The organism is Adlercreutzia sp. St.1H8 (assembly GCF_059728655.1).
The window spans coordinates 1,581,987-1,600,616 of the sequence record NZ_AP039376.1; the positions used below are offsets into that span (position 1 = coordinate 1,581,987).

An 18,630-nucleotide genomic window follows, 5' to 3' on the forward strand; every position below is an offset into this window, starting at 1 on the left:
CCTACGCCAGGCCACAGGCGGCGCGCTGCGTCAGCGCCTGGCAACCGCGAGCTACGCCCAACCGGCCGGGGGCGCACGGGGGGCGCCCCCGCCACGCGTCCGAGACGCATGACGCGCAAACAGCGGCCAGGCGACTTTCTGGCCACTTTCACCATGGTTTACGCAAGTCGCGCCCGCATTCGGCGCCCGCCATCACATGACAGATTGCCTATCCCCAGGTCACCGTAGGATAAAGAAGGGACCGCCCCTCTCAGGGGCGGCCCCTCCCGCGTAAACCGCAGCCAAATTGGCCAGAAATCCCAAATCGCCCGCGCCTGCCGCCTCGCACCAGCGCGTCAACGCGCGCCCGCCAGTCGGCACCTCGGCGCCAGCGCGCCACCGCGCCCGCATCCCCGGCGCCCCCCCGCGCCAGCGCCCAGCCGGCCGGCATCCCGCGCCTCACGTCACCGCCCCCGACGCCCCGCTCCAACGCGCGCCCAGCCGGCCCGCGCTCGCCGGAGCCCCGCGCCCAAGCGCCCTACGCCAGGCCGCAGGCGGCGCGCAGCGCGTCCACGCGATCGGTACGCTCCCAGGTGAACTCGGGCAGCTCGCGGCCGAAGTGGCCGTAGGCCGCCGTCTTGCGGTAGATGGGCCGGCGCAGGTCGAGCGCGTCGATGATGGCACCTGGACGCAGGTCGAACACCTCGTCCACGGCACGCTCGATATCGGCCTCGGGCACGTGCGCCGTGCCGAAGGTCTCCACCATCACGCTCACCGGCTTCGCCACGCCGATGGCGTAGGCCACCTGCACCTCGCAGCGATCGGCCAGCCCCGCGGCCACCACGTTCTTCGCCACCCAACGCGCCGCGTAGGCAGCCGAGCGATCCACCTTGGTGCAGTCCTTGCCGCTGAACGCGCCGCCGCCATGGCGGCCCATGCCGCCGTAGGTGTCCACGATGATCTTGCGGCCCGTGAGGCCCGCATCGCCCATGGGGCCGCCGATGACGAAGCGGCCGGTGGGGTTCACGTAGATCTCGCAGTCATCCGCCAGCGCCACGCCCTCAGCCTCGAACACGGGGCGCACCACCGTCTCCACGATGGCGTCGCGCAGGGCGGCCTGGTCAATGTCGTCGGAGTGCTGCGTGGACACGACCACCTTCTCCACCGCGGTGGGGCGGCCGTCCTCGTAGCGCACCGAAACCTGGGTCTTGCCGTCGGGGCGCAGGAAGTCGAGCGTGCCGTTCTTGCGCACCTCGGTGAGGCGCTCGGACAGGCGATGGGCCAGATAGATCGGCATCGGCATGAGCGTGGACGTCTCGTTGCACGCATAGCCGAACATCATCCCCTGGTCACCGGCGCCCACCGACTCGTAGGGGTCGGCCGCGGCCTCGCCGTGCTGGGCCTCCCAGGACTCGTCGACGCCCTGGGCGATGTCGGGCGACTGCTCGTGAATGGAGCTCATCACCGCGCAGGTGTCGGCGTCAAAGCCGAACTTGGCGCGATCGTAGCCGATCTCGCGCACCACCTCACGCACGATGGCGGGCACGTCCACGTAAGCCTGGGTGCGGATCTCACCGGTGACGAACACGGTGCCCGTGGTGGTGAGCGTCTCGCAGGCGCAGCGCACCTGGCTCACGTCGGCGGGCTGCCCGGACGGCGCCACGTAGCCCTCGCGCTCGAGCTCAGCCTCCTTGGCCAGGATGGCGTCGAGGATGGCGTCGGAAATCTGGTCGCACATCTTGTCCGGATGGCCCTCGGTGACGGACTCGGACGTGAACAGGTACGATGAGTGCTTCTCAGCCATGAAGTTCCTCCTTCATCGGTGTCGGCTGGACCACCTTGGCAGCGCCAGGTTGGTGCCGGGATCATAGAGCCAACTCTCTCCCCCGACTCTGGATAACGGATTCGCGCAAACACGCATCGCGCCATGGTAGCGTGAACGCCCGGCCCGCGCAAGGACGCGCGTCCCCCATGCAGCGCCCGCCCTCGGCAGGCGGACGCGAGAAGAGCAGGCAGGAGAAGGCGGCATCCCCGCACCCCGGCCCGCGGTGCGGCCGAGCCCGGCACGCGACCCGTCGACGCCCGACGGGCGCGCCCCGGCGCCCCGCGCGAAGCAGCCGCGTCCCGGCTCCGCCCGCCACCCCATGCGGCCGGCGCGCATCGCCGCCCCGGGCACCCCCGGACCCCGCAGGCCCAGGCACACTCGCGGCGCCCGTCCGCCGGCGCCACCGCCTCGCGCGCGGCGCCTCTCGGCACCCGCGCCCCCTCGGCGCCCGCGCGTCCTAGCTCGCCCGCTGCATCGGCGCGGGCGCTGCGACCGCGGGCGCCTCCAGCGCGGCGTCGGCCTCGGCCAGGGCCGCGCCTCCGTCCAGCGCGTCCGCCAGCTCCTCGCGCAGCTCGGGGTCGAGCGCGTACTCGTCCACCGCCCGCTCGGGGTCGAACGCGCCGCGCATCACGCGGCCCTGGCGCGCCAGGCGGTCGAGGTCGCTGTCGGCCAAGCCGCTGCAGGTGCGGTTGCGCAGCGCGGCGCGCTCGTCATCAGGGTCAGTCCACAGCCGCTCGGCCACGGGCGCCCAGGCGCGCGCCGCGGGACGGCACTTCTCGGCCAGCTCATGGGCGCTCTCCTGGGCCTGCAGGTCGGTGCAGTGGGCGCCGCTTCGCTCCACCATCTCCTCGAGGCAGTCCGGGTTCTCGAGCATGGGGCAGGGGCGCAGCAGGTTGTCGTTGAACGGCTGGCCCTCGTAGTAGGCCATGAAGAGGGGCGAGCGCAGGCAGTCGAGCAGCGACCTCTCGCGGATGTTGGCGTTGGAGTAGTGGATGAACACGCAGGGCTCAACATCGCCCGCGGCGTTGATGTGGAGGTAGCGTCGCCCGCCGGCGATGCAGCCGCCCACGAACTCGCCGTCATGCTGGAAGTCGAGCGTGAGGATGGGCTTGGTCGCGCGCACCTGGCGGTTGAAGCGGTAGAGCCGCTCGCGGTCGACGGGATCGGGCATGAGCGAGGTCGGCGCGTCCACCCCCACGGGCATGTAGGAGAAGATCCACGCGAACAGCGCCCCCTTCTCGATGAGCCAGTCGAAGTACGCCTCGCTGGCCACGGAGGCCGCGTTGTCGTGGGTGTAGCAGATGGACACGCCGAAGGGCAGGCCGTGGCTTCGGAGCAGGTCCATGGCCGCGTCCACCTTCTGGTAGACGCCCTCGCCGCGCCGTCCGTCGGTGGCGGCCTCGTCGCCTTCGGCTGAGATGGCCGGCACGAAGTTCTTCACGCGGATCATGTCCTGGCAGAACTCCTCGTCGATGAGGGTGGAGTTGGTGAAGCAGAGGAAGGCGCAGTCGGGATGGGCCTCGCACAGGCGGATGAGGTCGTGCTTGCGGACGAGCGGCTCGCCGCCGGTGTAGATATAGATGTGGACCCCGAGCTCCTTGCCCTGGCAGATGATGGAGTCGATCTCCTCGTAGGTGAGGTTGAGCTTGTGGCCGTACTCGGCGGCCCAGCAGCCGGTGCAGCGCAGGTTGCAGGCGCTCGTGGGGTCGAGCAGGATGGCCCAGGGGATGTTGCACTGGTACTTCTCGCGCATCTTCTCCTGCACGCCCCAGGCCACGAGGTTGGCGTCCACCAGGAAGGTCTTGAGCAGGTCGTTGCGCACCGCGGGGTTCAGGTTCATCAGGCGCATGATGAGCTGGTACATGTTGTTGTCCGGGTCGGCCACCACGTGGGTGAACGCCTCGCGCTGGGCCGGGAACAGGGATTCGGGGCACAGGGCGTTGATCTTGTCCATCACCTTGCCCATGTTGCGGGCGGGATCCTCGCACAGGTAGTCCACCAGCTTGTTGGCCGCCGTGCGCTTCGCAAAGTCCATCGGTCTCATGTGCGTTCGCCTCCATAGAAAGATAGCTCTCAGCAGTGCCCGTCCCTCACGGGCTCTCGTGATTCTTCCATGACTAAGAAGGTTCGCTTAAGCAGTCCCGCCGTTCGTCACGCGCCTGGCTGTCGGTTGTTACAAAACCGAAAACTCCAGGTCAAAAGCGAAATTTGAGCCGCACGAAGCCAAGGCGTTCCTCAGCCACGAAACAAGCTCATATATCATTTAATTCACGGGTGTTGCTTAAGTTATATTCGGGTAGTATAGGAAGCACCCCAACGGGAAACAATGGGCAGACCGGTCATCTTTGTTGACTACTCCCTCCCCTTCGCGGGAGTGGGGAGAAAGGAGGCGTCATGGCAGCCAGCGACGAGAACGCGCCCAAGCTCGACCGCCGTGTGGTGCGCACCCGGAAGGCCATCCAGGCCGCCTTCCGCAACCTGGTGGTGCGCCAGGGCGCCGACAAGATCACCGTGAGCGCGCTCGCCCGCGAGGCCGACATCGACCGCAAGACGTTCTACCTGCACTACGCCTCCCTCGACGAGCTGGCCGAGGAGCAGGGGCATCTCGTGGTGGATCGCATCACCCAGGTGCTCGTGGTGGGGCGCGAGCCTGACGGCATCACCGTGAACCTGCGCACCGTGGTCACCGAGCTGGCGGCCATGTTCCAGGAGGACCCGGAGTTCTACCGCCGCGTGGCCCGGGAGCTGTCGGTGGACTCCATGGTGGAGGCCCTCTGCGAGCCGGTGCGCCAGGCCATCGTGGAGAGCAACCCGCCCGCAGCCGAGCTGGACCAGCCCGGGCTCGACTACCTCATCCGCTTCTTCCTGGCCGGGACGCTCGCCGTGTTCGTCCACTGGTTCCTCAACGAGCCCGACACGCCCATCGGCGCCGTGGTGGACCACGTGCAGCGCACCACCGGCGACTCCCACCTGTTTCACCTGACGAGCTAGGGCCGCGCCCGCACGCCGGGGGTGCCGCCCGAACGCGCGGCGCCCCTCCCCGGCCGACGGGTCGCGCGCCCGACAACGGCCCGATGGCAGCGGCCGGTGCGGGGCGCCCGGGCACGGCGGGGCGTGCTAAGATGGCCCGGACGAATCCCCCTCCCGGAAAGAGGCCCCATGGACACCAACGCCGACTACACCCGCGCCTACCTCCAGATCATCGACGACCTGGACGGCGACATCCCCAGCCGCCGCGCCTCGCTGGCCTACATGCGCGCCTCCACCGCCATCGTGCACCACCGCGTGGTGGACTGCTCCTTCGTGCCGCGCCTGTTCAACCAGCGGACCTACGAGGTGATGCGCGACACCGCCGAGACGGCCCATCGCATCCTGTGCAAGGTCATCCAGCGCTACCTGGACGACCCGGCCTATCGCCGCTGCTTCGACTTCGACCCGCGCCTGGAGGAGCTCATCCTGCTGCCGCGCGGCTACGACTCGCTGCTGCCCTTCGCCCGCGTGGACACCTTCCTCGACGAGGACGACTATCGCATCCGCTTCTGCGAGTTCAACGGCGACGGCTCGTCGGGCATGAACGAGAACCGCGAGATCACCAACTCCATCGTGGCCTCCGAGGCCTTCCGCGTCTTCTCCGAGGGCCACGCCGTGCGCGGCTGCGACCTGTTCGAGCCGTGGGTGGACGCCTTCCTGGGCATCTACGCCACCTACGAGCACCGGGTGGAGAAGCCGCGCATCGCCATCTGCGACTACCTGGAGAACGGGGTGGTGGACGAGTTCCACCTGTTCGCGGACTTGTTCCGCGGCCGCGGCTACGAGTGCGCGGTGGCCGACGTGCGCGAGCTCTCCTTCGACGGCGAGGCGCTGCGCGACGCGAGCGGGGGGCGCGTGGACGCCATCTGGCGGCGCTGCGTGACCAACGACGTGATCGACCACTGGGACGAGTCTCAGGGGCTCATCGAGGCGGTGCGGGCCGAGAAGGTGGCGCTCATCGGCAGCTTCGCCGGGCACATCGTCCACGACAAGCAGATCTTCGAGGTGCTGTTCAAGCCGGAGACCTGCGACTTCCTCACCGCCGAGGAGATCAGCTTCGTGGAGGAGACGGTGCCCCTGACCGCCTTCCTCGACGACTCTGCCGTCAACCTGGCCCAGATCCGCGCCAACAAGGACGAGTGGATCATCAAGCCCTCTGACCACTACGGCGCCGACGACGTGTACGCCGGCTGCGCCCAGAGCGAGGAGCGGTGGGGCGAGCTCATCGACGCCTTCGCCAACGGCGCGGCGGGGCACCCCTTCATCGTGCAGCGCTACATCCGCCCGTTCAAGACCGAGACGCTGCCGCCCGACACCGGCATCGAGGACCTGCCCGACGGGGCCGTGACCACGGAGCCGGCCTGGTACAACAACCTCAACGGGCTCTACCTCTACGACGGGCGCTTCCAGGGCGTCTTCAGCCGCCTGGGGCCGCTGCCCACCATCTCGAAGGACATGCGCGGCATCACCGCGGCCACCATCTGGGTGGACTGCGATGGCGACTAGCGCCGGACAGGCGGGCGGGCGAGACGGCGCGACGGGCGCGGGAGCGCGCGGCGCGGGGGCCGGACGGGCGGGCGCGGGCGAGGCGCGCGGAGCGGGGGCTGGCGCCGACGCGACAGGCGGGCGCGGCAGCGCGCCCTCGGGCGCAGGGCCCAAGCGGCGCGGACCGGGAATCGGAGACCGCGTGCTGGCCGCGATGGCAGCCGTGGGCCTGGCCGTGGCCCTCGTGGCCGCGGGGTTCGGCGCCTGCGCGGCGCCGGTGACCACGGCGCTGCTGGCCGGGGCGGTCAGCACGGGCGAGGGGTCGCCCTATCCCGCCGACGAACTGGCGCGCCTGGCCCAGGCCACCCGCGCCTACACCGTGGACGGGCGGCCCGACGGAGACGACGCGGCCCGCGCGGCCCTGGCCGCCGAGGTGACCGACGCCGCCCGTCGCGCCGCCGCGGAGGGCGCGCCCACGGCCGGCGAGTGGTCGGCCCGGGCCCGCGAGGCCCTGGACGCCGACGCAGGCGCCATCGAGACGATGGAGGCCCTCGCGCGCCTGAGCGATCGTTATGCGCTCGACGCCGACGCGCTCTCGCACCTCGATGACTGCAACCGCCTCATCGGCGCGGCCGCTCCCCTCGCGCTCGCGGCCACCGCCGCCGGCGCCCTGGCCCTGGCGGCCCTCATGGTCCGCAGCCGGCGCGCGTTAGCCGGATGTGCCCTCATGGCGGCCCCGGCCGTGGTCATCGCCGCCTTCGCCGTGCTGGGGCTGTGGGGCGCGCTCGACTTCAACGGGCTGTTCGCCGCCTTCCACGCCGTGCTCTTCCCTCAGGGGAACTGGACGTTCTCATGGGACTCGCTGCTCATCAGCATGTACCCGCTCGCATTTTGGATGGGGATGGCCGCCACGTGGCTCGCCGTGACAGGCGGTATGTCTATACTGTCCCTCGTGGCCGGCCGCCGCCTCATGCGGCGCGGCCCCGACCGAAGATCGTAGAAGAAGGATGACCATGACTGCTACCACCGACACCCCCGTCCGCGTGCGCTTCGCACCCTCCCCCACCGGCAAGCTCCACGTGGGCGGCGCGCGCACCGCCATCTACAACTGGGCCTTCGCCCGCGCCATGGGCGGCACCTTCGTGCTGCGCATCGAGGACACCGACCCCGAGCGCTCCACGGCGGAGAACACCGGCATCATCCTGCGCGCCATGGAATGGCTGGGCCTTGATTGGGACGAGGGCCCGAGCGTGGGCGGCGCGTGCGGCCCCTACTTCCAGACCGAGCGCACCGACACCTATCAGGCGGCCCTCGACCAGCTCATCGCCGCCGGGGCGGCCTACCCGTGCTTCTGCACGAAGGAGGAGCTCGACGCCAAGCGCAAGAAGGCCGAGGCCGAGGAGGGCGGATACGGCGGCTACGACCGCACCTGCCGGGCGATCGCGCCCGAGGAGGCCGCCGCGCGCATCGCAGCTGGCGAGCCCCACGTCTGGCGCCTGGCGGTGCCGGAGGGACACGGCCCGGTGGAGTTCGAGGACGCCGTGTACGGGCACATGTCGTTCCCGCTTGACGTGATGGACGACATGATCCTCAAGCGCACCGACGGCACCTTCACCTACAACTTCGCCGTGGTGTGCGACGACGTCAACATGGCCATGACCCACGTCATCCGCGGCGACGACCACCTGTCCAACACGCCGCGCCAAGTGCTCGTCTACGAGGCGCTCGGCGCGAAGGTGCCGCTGTTCGCGCACCTGCCCATGATCCTGGGGCCGGACGGCCACAAGCTCTCCAAGCGCCATGGGGCCACGTCGGTGGAGCAGTTCCGCGACGAGGGCTACCTGCCCGACGCGCTCGTGAACTTCCTCGCGCTCATCGGCTGGTCGCTGGACGGCGAGACCACCATCGTGCCGCCTGAGGAGCTCTGCCGCGTGTTCTCGCTCGACCGTATCAGCAAGAAGCACGGCGTGATGGACCCCCAGAAGCTCGACTGGATGAACGGCGTGTACCTGCGCGAGATGGACGAGGATGCCTGGCTGGCCGCGGCTGCCCCGTGGATCGCCCGCGCCGAGGCCCAGGGCGCGTCGGTGGACGACGGCGCGGTGATCGTGCCCACGCCCGCGCCCGGAGAGGAGGCGCCCGTCCGCGACTTCGGCCCAGGCTGCGAGGGCTGGGACGAGGCCGTGGCGGCCGCTTTGGCCGACATCGAGGCCGACCCGAACGCCTACGCGCCGGTGTATCCGCTCGTCATCGAGCGCCTGAATCGCCTGGACGAGATCCCCGCGAAGCTGGAGTTCCTGTTCTGGGGCGCCGGGGTGCGCCTGGACGAGAAGAGCGTGAGGAAGGTGCTGCTCAAGGAGGGCGCTCGGGCCGAGGAGGCCCTGGCCGCCTGCCGCGAGGCGCTCGCCCGCGAGGACGTGCCCTGGGAGGCCACCGCGCTCGAGGAAGCGTGCCGCGCGCTCGCCGAGCCGCTCGACCTCAAGGTGAAGAACCTGCTCCAGCCTTTGCGCGTGGCCGTGTGCGGCAACATGGTGTCACCGCCGCTGTTCGAGTCCATCGAGCTCATGGAGCCCGCCGACGTGCTCGCGCGCATCGACGCCGTGGCCGCCGAGGTGTTCGGGGCCTAGGTGACGCGCGCCCGCGTCATAGCGGCTGACGAGCTGTGCCTGAACCCCCGGGGCGGCGCCTGCGCGCGGTGCGCGGAGGCGTGTCCCGCGGAGGCCATCGCGCTCGACGGGGCCGGGGCGCCGGTGGTGGACGACGACGCCTGCACCGGCTGCGGGGTGTGCGTGGGCGTCTGCGACGCCTTCTCCCCCACTCGCGTGACCCTCGCCGACTTGCACGAGCGCCTGGCGCGCATCGCCCGGGGCGGCGAGGAGTCCATAGTGGCCTGCGAGCTCTTGGCGGCAGACGCGGACGGCGACCCCGCACCCAGCGTGGCCGTGGTGCCCTGCCTGGCTACGCTGCCGGCCGAGTTCTGGGCCCAGGTGCTGGCCGAGGGCGTCGAGACGTGCGTGGCCTGCGACTTCGCCCGCTGCGATGGCTGCGAGCGGGCGGGCGAGGCAGCCGTGGCGCTTTTTGCCGAGGCCATCGAGCAGGCCCAGGAGTGGACGGGGCGCGAGGTGCGCGTGCGCTCGACCGTGCCCGCCGACGCCTCGCTCGTGGAGCGCCTGGTGTCGGCCGAGGAGGCCGACCGCCGCGGATACCTCGCCGGCGCCGTGCGCGGGGTAGCCGACATCGCCTCGGGCGACTACCGGCGCCGGCGTTCAGACGCCCTGCAGGACTTCTACGCCCGTCGCGAGCGCCTGCGGGCGAGCGCGCGCGTGCTGCGGCCGCCCGACGTGCCCCGCCCCAACCGCTTCTGCGCCGGCGGCCTCGAGCAGCGCCTGATGATGCCGCGCCGACAGATGCTGCTGAGCGCCCTGGAGGCCGACCCGTCGGTGGCCAGCCGTGTGGAGGTCACGCTGTCAGCCACCGACCGCGCCCGCTGCGACGACTGCCTGGCCTGCGCTGACGCCTGCCCCACCGGCGCACGGCTGCCTGACGCCGCCGACGGCGTGCTCGCCTACGACCCGCTCTACTGCGTGGGCTGCGGCCTGTGCGCCGCCGCCTGCCCCACCGGCGCGGCGCGCGTGGAGGCGACCGACGGCCGCGTGTTTCTCGGCATCGCCCCTGGCGCGGGAGACGCCGGCCCATCCTAGCGAGAAAGGCACGACCATGCTTCCCGAGAACCCCACCCGAGCCGAGCTCGAGGCCTTCTTCAACGCCGACCGCTTCGCCACCCAGGCGGCGGGCTGCCGCATCGTCGAGGGCCGGCGCGGCCACGGGGTAGCCGAGATGGAGCTTGCCGACATCCATCGCAACGCCCAGGGCAACGTCATGGGCGGCGCCATCTTCACGCTCGCCGACTTCGCGCTGGCCATCGCCTGCAACGTCGGCGAGGTGCCCACGGTGAGCGTGACCAGCTCCATCGAGTTTCTCTCCGCCACCCGTGGCGCCAAGCTCACCGCCACGGCCGACTGCGAGAAGGACGGACGCCACCTGGCCTTCTACGCGGTCAAGGTGACCGACGACACCGGCCGCCTCATCGCGCGCGTCTCCGCCACCGCCTACCGCCACCAGCCCGCGCCGGCCGCAGGCGCCTAGCTGCCGCGGCTCGCAACCTCGTTTCTTTTTGGCGCCCCCCCTGTTCGCCGCACAGCGCCCCTCTCCCGGCCCATTGGGCAGGCCGCATTCCGAGACGATGCCCGTTCGCTTATAATCAGCGGAGCATGAAAGCCGTCCGCTACCCTGAGGAGGTCTTGATGGATCAGAACGTCCGCCCCGATGACATGGAGCGCATCACCACGCCCGAGCTTGCCCAGACGTTCATTGACGAGCAGATTGCCGCCCTGCGCGAGCAGGTCGGCGACAAGAAGGTGCTGCTGGCGCTGTCCGGCGGCGTGGACTCCAGCGTGGTGGCGGCGCTGCTCATCAAGGCCATCGGGAAGAACCTCGTGTGCGTGCACGTGAACCACGGCCTTATGCGCAAGGGCGAGTCGGAGCAGGTCATCGACGTGTTCCAGAATCAGATGGACGCGAATCTGGTGTACGTGGACGCCACCGACCGCTTCCTGGATTTGCTGGCCGACGTGGACGAGCCGGAGACCAAGCGCAAGATCATCGGCGGCGAGTTCATCCGCGTGTTCGAGGAAGAGGCCCGCAAGGTGGGCGACGAGGTTGATTTCCTCGCCCAGGGCACCATCTATCCCGACATCCTGGAATCCCAGGACGGCGTGAAGGCCCACCACAACGTGGGCGGCCTGCCCGACGATTTGCAGTTCGACCTGGTGGAGCCCGTAAAGCTGCTGTTCAAGGACGAGGTGCGCGTGGTCGGCCGCGAGCTGGGGCTGCCCGAGTCCATGGTGGAGCGCCAGCCCTTCCCCGGCCCGGGACTGGGCGTGCGCTGCCTGGGCGCCATCACCCGCGACCGCCTGGAGGCCCTGCGCGAGGCCGATGCCATCGTGCGCGAGGAGATGGAGGCGGCGAACGTGGGTGCCTGGCAGTACTTCGCCGTGGTGCCCGACATGCGCGCCACCGGCGTGCGCGACGGCGTGCGCGCCTACGAGTGGCCCGTCATCATCCGCGCCATCAACACCGTGGATGTGATGACCGCCGAGGTGCCCGAGCTGGACTGGGCGCTGCTCAAGCGCATGACCGACCGCATCACCCACGAGGTTCCCGGCATCTGCCGCGTCTGCTACGACCTGACCCCCAAGCCCGTGGGCACGGTAGAGTGGGAATAGCGGAAAGAGGCATAGCGCTACCTGAACGCCCTGCTCAGAGCGCTGTAGCATCCATACGAATCTCCCGTTTCGCGTCATCAGAGTATCATCGCAAAGGGTGAAAATCCACAACTCGTCTAGACGTATGTTCGACATCAAGTAAACTTACTCAAGCAACTCCTTAACCTTTCAAGTTGTTGTTATACGAGCTTTGATATGCAGTTTAATAGCTAATCGAATAGGTCTCATCTCCTTGCGAATCGATTTTGATGAATAAATTGATATGAACTTTCCGAAAGCTGTTTTTCGAGAGCAGGCAATTGAGCTTCTCCAAGCTTCTACAAGAACGTTGTTTACGCGTAATTCATACCCGAGCTTGTGCTATGTCGATATTTTCAGATAAGATTTATTCCTTTTCATATTTCCAGGGAAGAAATTTTCAGGGCTTTATGGGTAAAAAAGAAACGCTGTTATCAGCGTTTTCATTCTCGCTTCATTCTCCCTGCTAAGACACAGGTTTTTGATCTTGGGAATTTATTCCCTTTGCTGCGGGAATAATTCATGTTCGGCTATTGCTCTGAACTGGTAACAACACCAGTTGGACACAGCGGCATTGCATATAATGAGATGGAAGTATTGGCACATATGAGAGGCCATTTCGGCTATACGCCACGGGAGTGGGAGTGAGTGTACTTCTGTGTACTTCTGTGTACTTCTGTGTACTTCTGTGTACTTCTGTGTACTTCTGCGTACTTCTGTCTATTTTTTTGGACTTCTGAATACTTTCCAGAACTTTTCTTGCACGGAACCTGCAAGCCACCAGCAAAACCTATAACTTTGCATACACGGGAAGCCTACACATAAGCAGTGGTCGGTCTGATGAACATACCAGACCGACCACTGACTCTAATGATCTTGGACTAGAGCGTCATGAAGAGAGTGTGGGGGTTCTCGGCTGCGATCTTAGCAGCCTCCTCTGCGTTCATGATCTGGATGCAGTTGGACTGACAGTGCTGTACACAGCTCGGGAGCTTCCCCTCGGCCTGTCGATCGGCGCACAGGTTACACTGTTTCGTGAGCACGGGGAAGTACGCGAACTCCCATTTGTCCGGCGCGTATTCCCATGGCCCTACCTCGTTGAGCTTGATTCCGTACTGATCGGGCGGAAGCTCGTTTTTCATCTGGCATGCGAGCTCGCATGAATGGCAGCTCGTGCACCATTTGTAATCCAGCAACAGCGCTTGTCTCGCCATGGTTACTCACCGTCCTCGACTGGGTAGATCTTGCAGAGGATGCATTTGTAGTTCGCGCCGACACCGGTATTGCCGCTGCTCCACGAGATGAGGTTGTTGATGTTGAGGTCCATGACATCGTAAAGTTTCTCGGGGTCGCCCTCGGGATGCCATCAGCCGTGGTCCGTGCTGGCCACGCGGGGATCGACGATAGGCGTGACTTCGGCGATGCGTTTGACACGAGCCGTACGCCCCGTGGTGCCGACCGGACCTTCGACCCATACCCATTGGCCGTCCTTCACGCCGAACTTCTCTGCAGCATCGGGGTGAATCTGGATAGTGGGCTCGGGATGGATGTGGCGCAGATGCGGCGCCTGCCTGTTCTCGGAATGGAACGTATTGTGACGACGCGCACCCGTTGTGAGCACGAGCGGATACTCCTCGTAAAGCTCGGGTTGCGAAAGTGGCGTCATCGTCGGCTCGACGTAGCGAGGCAACGGGTCGAATCCCAGGAACTCGCACATCTGGGAGGAGAACTCAAGCTTCATCGTCGGCGTCGGGAAGCCGGGGTCTCCCGTGAGTGTCATGAGCCCCTTCTCGTACTTCTTGTATTGGAAGGGTAGATAGCTCGGAGCGGTCTCGCGGACTTCCTCGAACGACATACCGGACGGCTCCAGGATGGTCGAGAACATTTCCTCCACGCTCTCCCAAGGCCACGCCTCGGGATTGAACCTGCGTCCGAGCTCAAGGTTTATCTCCATGTCGGAGCGCGTCTCGCCCGCAGGGGGCACTGCGGCGTTGATGGTCTCGCCTCTTTGCGTGCCATCGCCGCATCGGATGCCGTTGCGCTCTCCGTAGGTGCACACGGGAAGGAACAGGTCTCCCAGCCGCATCGCCATCGGCGTCATGAATAGATCGACGACCACGTTGAACCCGAGGTTGTCGAACGCCTCGATCGTGCGCTCGTTGTCGACGCTTCCGCAGGTAATGGTGTTCACGGTCTGAAGCCACGAGACCTTCAGCGGGTAGTCCTCCGGCTGCTCGATCATGTGATCGATCATCTTGTTGATGGACGCCACCTGCAACCCAACCTTGTAGAGAACGAGCTCATCGGTACCGATGCGCTTCTCCTCCGCATCGTAGGACAGGAGGTCTCGCCCCCAACCTGTGATGTACTTCAAGAGCTCGGGTCCGACCACCATGGAGCCAGGCTTTTCGATGTTGCCGGTGAGGGCGAATATGGAGAGGATCGCCCTCGAACCATCCGCGCAGTCCTCACGCTGATCGAGCGCGACGCCCCATTGAAGGAGCGCAGGACCGTTCTCGGCGATGAGCCTGGCTGCCGCCACCACCTTGTCGTCGGGAACCCAGGTGACCTCCTCAGCCCTCTCAGGGGTCCACTCGGCGCACATCTCTGCGAACTCGTCGAAGCCGTACACCCGCTGCTCGACGAACTCCTTGTCGTACCACTCGTTTTGGATGAGTGCATTGCAGATGCCAAGGCCGAGCGCGCCATCCGAACCGGGGCGCACTTGGAGCCAAAGGTCAGCCTGGGCGGCGAGCCAGGTGAGGCGTGGGTCGACCACGAGCAGCTTCGATCCGCGCTGGAGCACGTCGGTTACCCAATGACCGTAAGCGCCATCGGAGTTCGCAACGAGCGGGTTGTTGCCCCATATCACGGTGACGCCCGGGCACTGCCACTCCGGGTTCTCGTAGCGGTCTATGAACTGCTGGGAGTAGTCGCCGATCATGAAGGTTCCGGCGAGCATGGTCGATGCCAGGATGCGCGGGCCGAAGCATGCAACGTTGGAAAGGCTGAAGGTGTAGTTGGGGCTGCCGAAGGACCAAGCGAGTCGACTGATGTAGGCAGCAATGTCTCGACCCGTCCCCTGCAGGAACACGACGCTTTCCGCGCCGTACTTCTCCTTGTACTCGTTGAACCTACTCTCGACCATGTCGAGCGCCTCGTCCCACGAGATGGGAACCCATTTGTCCTTGCCACGATCCTCGCGTGCGCGCTTCATGGGTTGCGTGATGCGCGAGGGGTTGTTGAAAATGTCCGTGACGGCGACGCACCTTGGACACAGGCGTCCCTGGTTGTAGGGGTTCTCGGGGTCGCCCTCAACGCGGACGATCTCGCCGTCCTTGGAATAGACGAGAACACCGCAACCAAGGTGGCATCCCGGTGCCGACCATGCGCTGCCGCGCGTCACATCGAGGTCGCCCTCGCGGTAGCGCCAGTCCTTCTCCTTGTGCTCGAACGCCGACAGGTCATTGCCGACGGTCTTCAGATCCCCTGGCTCAACCGCGAGCCTCGGCTGAAGAGTGGGGCTTACTTCGATGCTTTTCATGAAGACTCCTCTCCGAATCCTCGGGCTACCAAAGCTCTGCCGATTTCATCGGAAGAACGCCGAGGCGGCATTTAGCGCAGCCGTCGATCTTGCCGTCGTAGATGCGCCCTTCGGCCACGCCCTCCATGGTTCCGAGAATCGTGGTGATCGTGCAATTGCACGAGTAGTTACCGTCATCGTCAATCTTGCCGTCAGTAACGGGCGCGGTGGAGTTGAGCACCGTGAACTCGCCGTCAAAGGTTCCGTCGCCATTGCGCGTGAGCGACAAAGTGCACGGCTTCTTTCCAATCGGGAGCTTGACGATCGCTTCGTAGGTCTCTTCCATGATTTTCTCCTTCGCCGTATGTTTAAAATGTGAGATTTGTCACCAATATCGTTATCATGGCATCTGAAAAGGGATTTTGTAAGGATTCAAGATACGCATTTAGACACATATGTGACACAAAACGCGAAGTGTCTCATTTTTGGAGGAACGATTCGTGGATATACGGATGACAAGAACCAGAGCGATGCTGCGGGATGCGCTGCAAGAGCTTCTGGACAAGAAGCCCTTCGAGGAGATCTCGGTGAGTGAGATCTGCGAGCTGTCGACGGTGCGCCGAGCCACCTTCTATCGCCATTTCAAGGACAAGAACGCCTTCTTCGAGTGGTATCTCCAGACCATAACCGAGCAGTTCCTCGCAGAGGCCGAGGATGCGAATGGCGTCGAAAGCCTGGAGAGCTATACGCGCTACATGCATCGCAAGCTCATCGAGTTCTCAGTCGAGAACTACGGGTGGCTGAGCCGAAACATAGGAAAAACCGCATTGACGGGATCCTTGGACATGGTGATGAATCAGGCTGCGGCAGGCATAGCGGAGAAGGTGAGCTCGGAGGCCAATCGACAAGGCATCGTCCTATCGGCGACGCCCGAGTTCATAAGCATGTTCTATGCCGGGGGCATGGTGCACACCCTTTGCTGGTGGCTGACAAACGAAATGCCCATATCTGCCGATGCGCTCGAAGAGGGAAGCACCGACTTCTTGCTACGGTTTCTTGGATTCGAGACGAAGTGATCCTCAATGCATTACCCAACATGCTACTCAGCGGCGCGTGGGAAGCCCATCTGAATGAAAAATACCAGTTCAGAGCTACGGTGCCAATTTGGCACCGTAAATTGTGGTACAGCCAAAATTGTTCTGCGGATCAGCGCGAGCGAATGTCAACGGAGGAAGTTCGCGAATGCGGGGAATCGGCAAAACTTACCCGCCGAGCGGCAGTGCGGAAATCACAAGGGCCCGCTCCGTTACGAAGAGCGGGCCCTAACGAGAATGGTTGTGAGCGCAGAGCGCGGCCGCTGCATAGCTGATTGCTGGCACCCAGTACGCTTCCGCCACGTTATTGCGCAGCGGCGAAGGCGCGAATATCCTCAATGATGCGGGAGATTCCGGCGCGGCGGGTAGCATCGAAGGTGTCCATGACGCCGGCTTCTTGCAGGAAGTCAACCGGCGCGGCAGCCACCGCCGCACATGACGCCCCGTTAAAGGCCTCGGTGAGCATCTCCAGGATACCACACACTACCAGCGTGTCGCTGTCGGCCTCCATCCGAAACGCACCGCCCGGTGCGGAAAGCTTCAGCCACGCTTGGCTTTGGCAGCCCTTCACTTTGCGCCCGTCGGTTTTCTCCGCCTCGAGAAGGCGCTCGAGGCGCCGCCCGGCATCAATGAGCAGCTCGTAGGTGAACAGGGGGTCGTCCATTTCCGTGAAGCGCACAACCATGCGCTGCTGCGCCTCGCGGATATCCTTCTCGTCTCGAAGGGTGGAACCACCCGGCTCCACCCCGCAATCTTCGGTCATGTGTGGGCGCCCTTACGCGCAGGTGAGGACTTCGAAGCCGTTCATCTCGCCGAAGCGCACGGCCTCGTCGAATACATCGCCGTACACCAGCGCCTGGTGGTTGCCCGTGGTGATGCTGCCCTTGTTGAACGAGTCAATGTCGTTCACCGCGTAGTACACGCCCTCGGAGCAGTTCTCGTCATAGTAGCCGGCACCGGAAACGATAGTGCCACGAGCCACGAACAGCTTGTTGCAGGTTGGGTCGAAGCGAGCCACGGTAACCACCTGACCGGCGTCTTTCGCGAAGTCGTGGCGAATGGTGGTGCCCCAACGGCCGTCCATGGCGAACGGGCGTAGCGCGTAGTCGTCCATTTCGCCGTCGATGCCGTTCATCTTGCGATTCGGGGTGGAATGGTAGGTGCACACAATGCCGCCCTTGCCCTCGATAACCTTCTTGAACTCGTTGAAGCCCTCCTCGTGCCTGGAAAGCGATTTCGGAGCCGACACGGTGGAATCGGCGTCATACTTGACGATCATGGTGTTGCCCATGTACGGAGCCGTGCGCGACAGGGCACTCAAAAGCTGCATGGAAACGAGCGCGCTCACATCGTACTCGCATGCCGAGCAGATGCCCTCTTCGTTGTTCAGGGAGTGGTTCAGGCACATGGTGAACTGCTCCTCGTTCAAGCGGCGCGTGGCGCACATATCGGGGCACGGTGCCGTGAACGCGTTGCAGCCCAAAGCCGAAAGCAGCTTGCGGGTGAGGTAGTGGGCGCGCATCGACTTGTACACGTTCTCGGTGGGCATATCCACCTCGAGGGCGCCTTCCACCAGCTCATCGGTCATCTTCTGAATTTCCGCGGCCTCTTCGGGCGTGATGTTGCGTTCGCGGCGGCCGGGCAGCGACGGGTTCGAGGTGGGATCGTCCTCGTGCGTCTGATCGACGAACTCGTGCAGGTTCATGTAGGTGAAGCGAATTCCCAGCTTGTCGGTAACGTCGCCATGATCAATAAACGAATCGGGGGCGCTGATGGAAGTGGTGGAGTTGTTGCGCACCAAAGCCAAAATGCGCAGGTTCTCCATGACCTTGCGGGCAAGCAGCGCCTTCACATCGATGCGCGCCTGATCCCAATTAACCCATCCGAGGCCCTCGCAACCGTGAGCGCGCAGCGTGGCCACCGTGGCCGAGCCCGTGGCCGAGCCCGTGAGCGTAACCGCGATAGGCTTGCCGGTCTTAAGGGCAAGCTGCAACGCGAAATCGATGCCGAAGGGATAATAGGTGACGACGTACAAATCGACGTCGTCCGAATCGGCGCACAAGTCATCAATGAGCTCATCGGTGATGGGGAAGGTTTCATCGCGCTTGCTGACGTAGGTATCCATGATGTTCACGTAGGGCAGCTCGCCGAGCTCCTTGTGGAGGGTTTCTTCCCAACCGGCGGCAATCTGCGCGGTACGGGCCTCGTCGAATTCGGTTGTCAGCTCGTCACCATGACCAAATCGGCAGGGGCCTTCGAACACGTACTCGTGAATGAGGCCGAACACTACCGGCTTGATGTTGAGCTTGATGTCCTGTGTCTTGTTCACCTGATCCATGTGTTTGCTCCTTTTCTCCTCTTGCTTGAACGGCAGTCCTTTTCCTGCCGGTT

At 65.3% G+C, this 18,630-nt stretch carries 15 protein-coding genes and 1 riboswitch; of the genes, 8 read left to right on the top strand and 7 right to left on the bottom strand.

Translation table 11 applies throughout. The features are described 5' to 3' along the window. Window positions 1-517 precede the first annotated feature (517 nt). Together metK and AC6I0Y_RS06060 are read right to left on the bottom strand one after the other, a co-directional pair. Window positions 518-1,783, bottom strand: coding sequence for a methionine adenosyltransferase (gene metK / locus AC6I0Y_RS06055; RefSeq protein WP_497730125.1), 1,266 nt, complete (start codon window positions 1,781-1,783; stop codon window positions 518-520). Between the two features lie 9 nt (window positions 1,784-1,792). After that, a riboswitch (SAM riboswitch) is annotated at window positions 1,793-1,882 on the bottom strand. A 379-nt stretch (window positions 1,883-2,261) separates the two neighbouring features. Next, the gene (locus AC6I0Y_RS06060) at window positions 2,262-3,848 is read right to left on the bottom strand and encodes a radical SAM/SPASM domain-containing protein (protein ID WP_497730126.1); all 1,587 of its coding nucleotides are present in this window, start codon (window positions 3,846-3,848) and stop codon (window positions 2,262-2,264) included. Between the two features lie 350 nt (window positions 3,849-4,198). On the opposite strand from AC6I0Y_RS06060, the gene AC6I0Y_RS06065 reads away from it, so the two are divergent. The 7 genes from AC6I0Y_RS06065 to guaA all read left to right on the top strand — a co-directional run bounded on the left by AC6I0Y_RS06065 (window position 4,199) and on the right by guaA (window position 11,604). Beyond that, the gene (locus AC6I0Y_RS06065) at window positions 4,199-4,795 is read left to right on the top strand and encodes a TetR/AcrR family transcriptional regulator (RefSeq protein WP_497730128.1); all 597 of its coding nucleotides are present in this window, start codon (window positions 4,199-4,201) and stop codon (window positions 4,793-4,795) included. 168 nt (window positions 4,796-4,963) lie between these two features. Next, a complete protein-coding gene (locus tag AC6I0Y_RS06070) occupies window positions 4,964-6,340 on the top strand; it encodes an ATP-grasp domain-containing protein (RefSeq protein WP_160710459.1) in 1,377 nt (458 codons plus the stop codon). A 181-nt stretch (window positions 6,341-6,521) separates the two neighbouring features. Further along, entirely contained in the window at window positions 6,522-7,319 is a 798-nt protein-coding gene (locus AC6I0Y_RS06075) for a lipoprotein intramolecular transacylase Lit (protein WP_497730130.1), read from the top strand. Between the two features lie 13 nt (window positions 7,320-7,332). Continuing rightward, complete coding sequence (gltX, locus tag AC6I0Y_RS06080) at window positions 7,333-8,946, top strand: glutamate--tRNA ligase (protein WP_497730131.1); 1,614 nt, start codon at window positions 7,333-7,335, stop codon at window positions 8,944-8,946. Further along, window positions 8,947-10,020 carry an ATP-binding protein gene (locus AC6I0Y_RS06085; RefSeq protein ID WP_497730133.1) on the top strand — a complete coding sequence of 358 codons (1,074 nt, stop codon included), beginning with the start codon at window positions 8,947-8,949 and terminating at the stop codon, window positions 10,018-10,020. A 16-nt stretch (window positions 10,021-10,036) separates the two neighbouring features. Beyond that, the gene (locus AC6I0Y_RS06090; RefSeq protein ID WP_497730134.1) at window positions 10,037-10,465 is read left to right on the top strand and encodes a PaaI family thioesterase; all 429 of its coding nucleotides are present in this window, start codon (window positions 10,037-10,039) and stop codon (window positions 10,463-10,465) included. A 158-nt stretch (window positions 10,466-10,623) separates the two neighbouring features. Further along, window positions 10,624-11,604, top strand: a complete 981-nt coding sequence (guaA, locus tag AC6I0Y_RS06095; protein ID WP_497730136.1) for a glutamine-hydrolyzing GMP synthase — start codon at window positions 10,624-10,626, stop codon at window positions 11,602-11,604. An 899-nt stretch (window positions 11,605-12,503) separates the two neighbouring features. On the opposite strand, the gene AC6I0Y_RS06100 is transcribed toward guaA, so the two are convergent. The 3 genes from AC6I0Y_RS06100 to AC6I0Y_RS06110 form a co-directional block, all read right to left on the bottom strand. Further along, window positions 12,504-12,836 (bottom strand): oxidoreductase, encoded by a 333-nt coding sequence (locus AC6I0Y_RS06100; RefSeq protein ID WP_497730138.1) that lies wholly within the window; start codon window positions 12,834-12,836, stop codon window positions 12,504-12,506. A 152-nt stretch (window positions 12,837-12,988) separates the two neighbouring features. Next, entirely contained in the window at window positions 12,989-15,166 is a 2,178-nt protein-coding gene (locus AC6I0Y_RS06105; RefSeq protein WP_497730139.1) for a molybdopterin-dependent oxidoreductase, read from the bottom strand. 25 nt (window positions 15,167-15,191) lie between these two features. After that, a complete protein-coding gene (locus tag AC6I0Y_RS06110) occupies window positions 15,192-15,491 on the bottom strand; it encodes a hypothetical protein (RefSeq protein ID WP_497730141.1) in 300 nt (99 codons plus the stop codon). A gap of 154 nt (window positions 15,492-15,645) precedes the next feature. On the opposite strand from AC6I0Y_RS06110, the gene AC6I0Y_RS06115 reads away from it, so the two are divergent. Continuing rightward, window positions 15,646-16,221 (top strand): TetR/AcrR family transcriptional regulator, encoded by a 576-nt coding sequence (locus tag AC6I0Y_RS06115; protein ID WP_497730143.1) that lies wholly within the window; start codon window positions 15,646-15,648, stop codon window positions 16,219-16,221. Window positions 16,222-16,543: 322 nt separating this feature from the next. On the opposite strand, the gene AC6I0Y_RS06120 is transcribed toward AC6I0Y_RS06115, so the two are convergent. After that, on the bottom strand, window positions 16,544-17,002 hold the full coding sequence (locus AC6I0Y_RS06120) for a SufE family protein (protein ID WP_497730145.1): 459 nt from the start codon (window positions 17,000-17,002) through the stop codon (window positions 16,544-16,546). 12 nt (window positions 17,003-17,014) lie between these two features. Continuing rightward, complete coding sequence (locus AC6I0Y_RS06125; RefSeq protein WP_497730148.1) at window positions 17,015-18,577, bottom strand: hypothetical protein; 1,563 nt, start codon at window positions 18,575-18,577, stop codon at window positions 17,015-17,017. Window positions 18,578-18,630 lie beyond the last annotated feature (53 nt).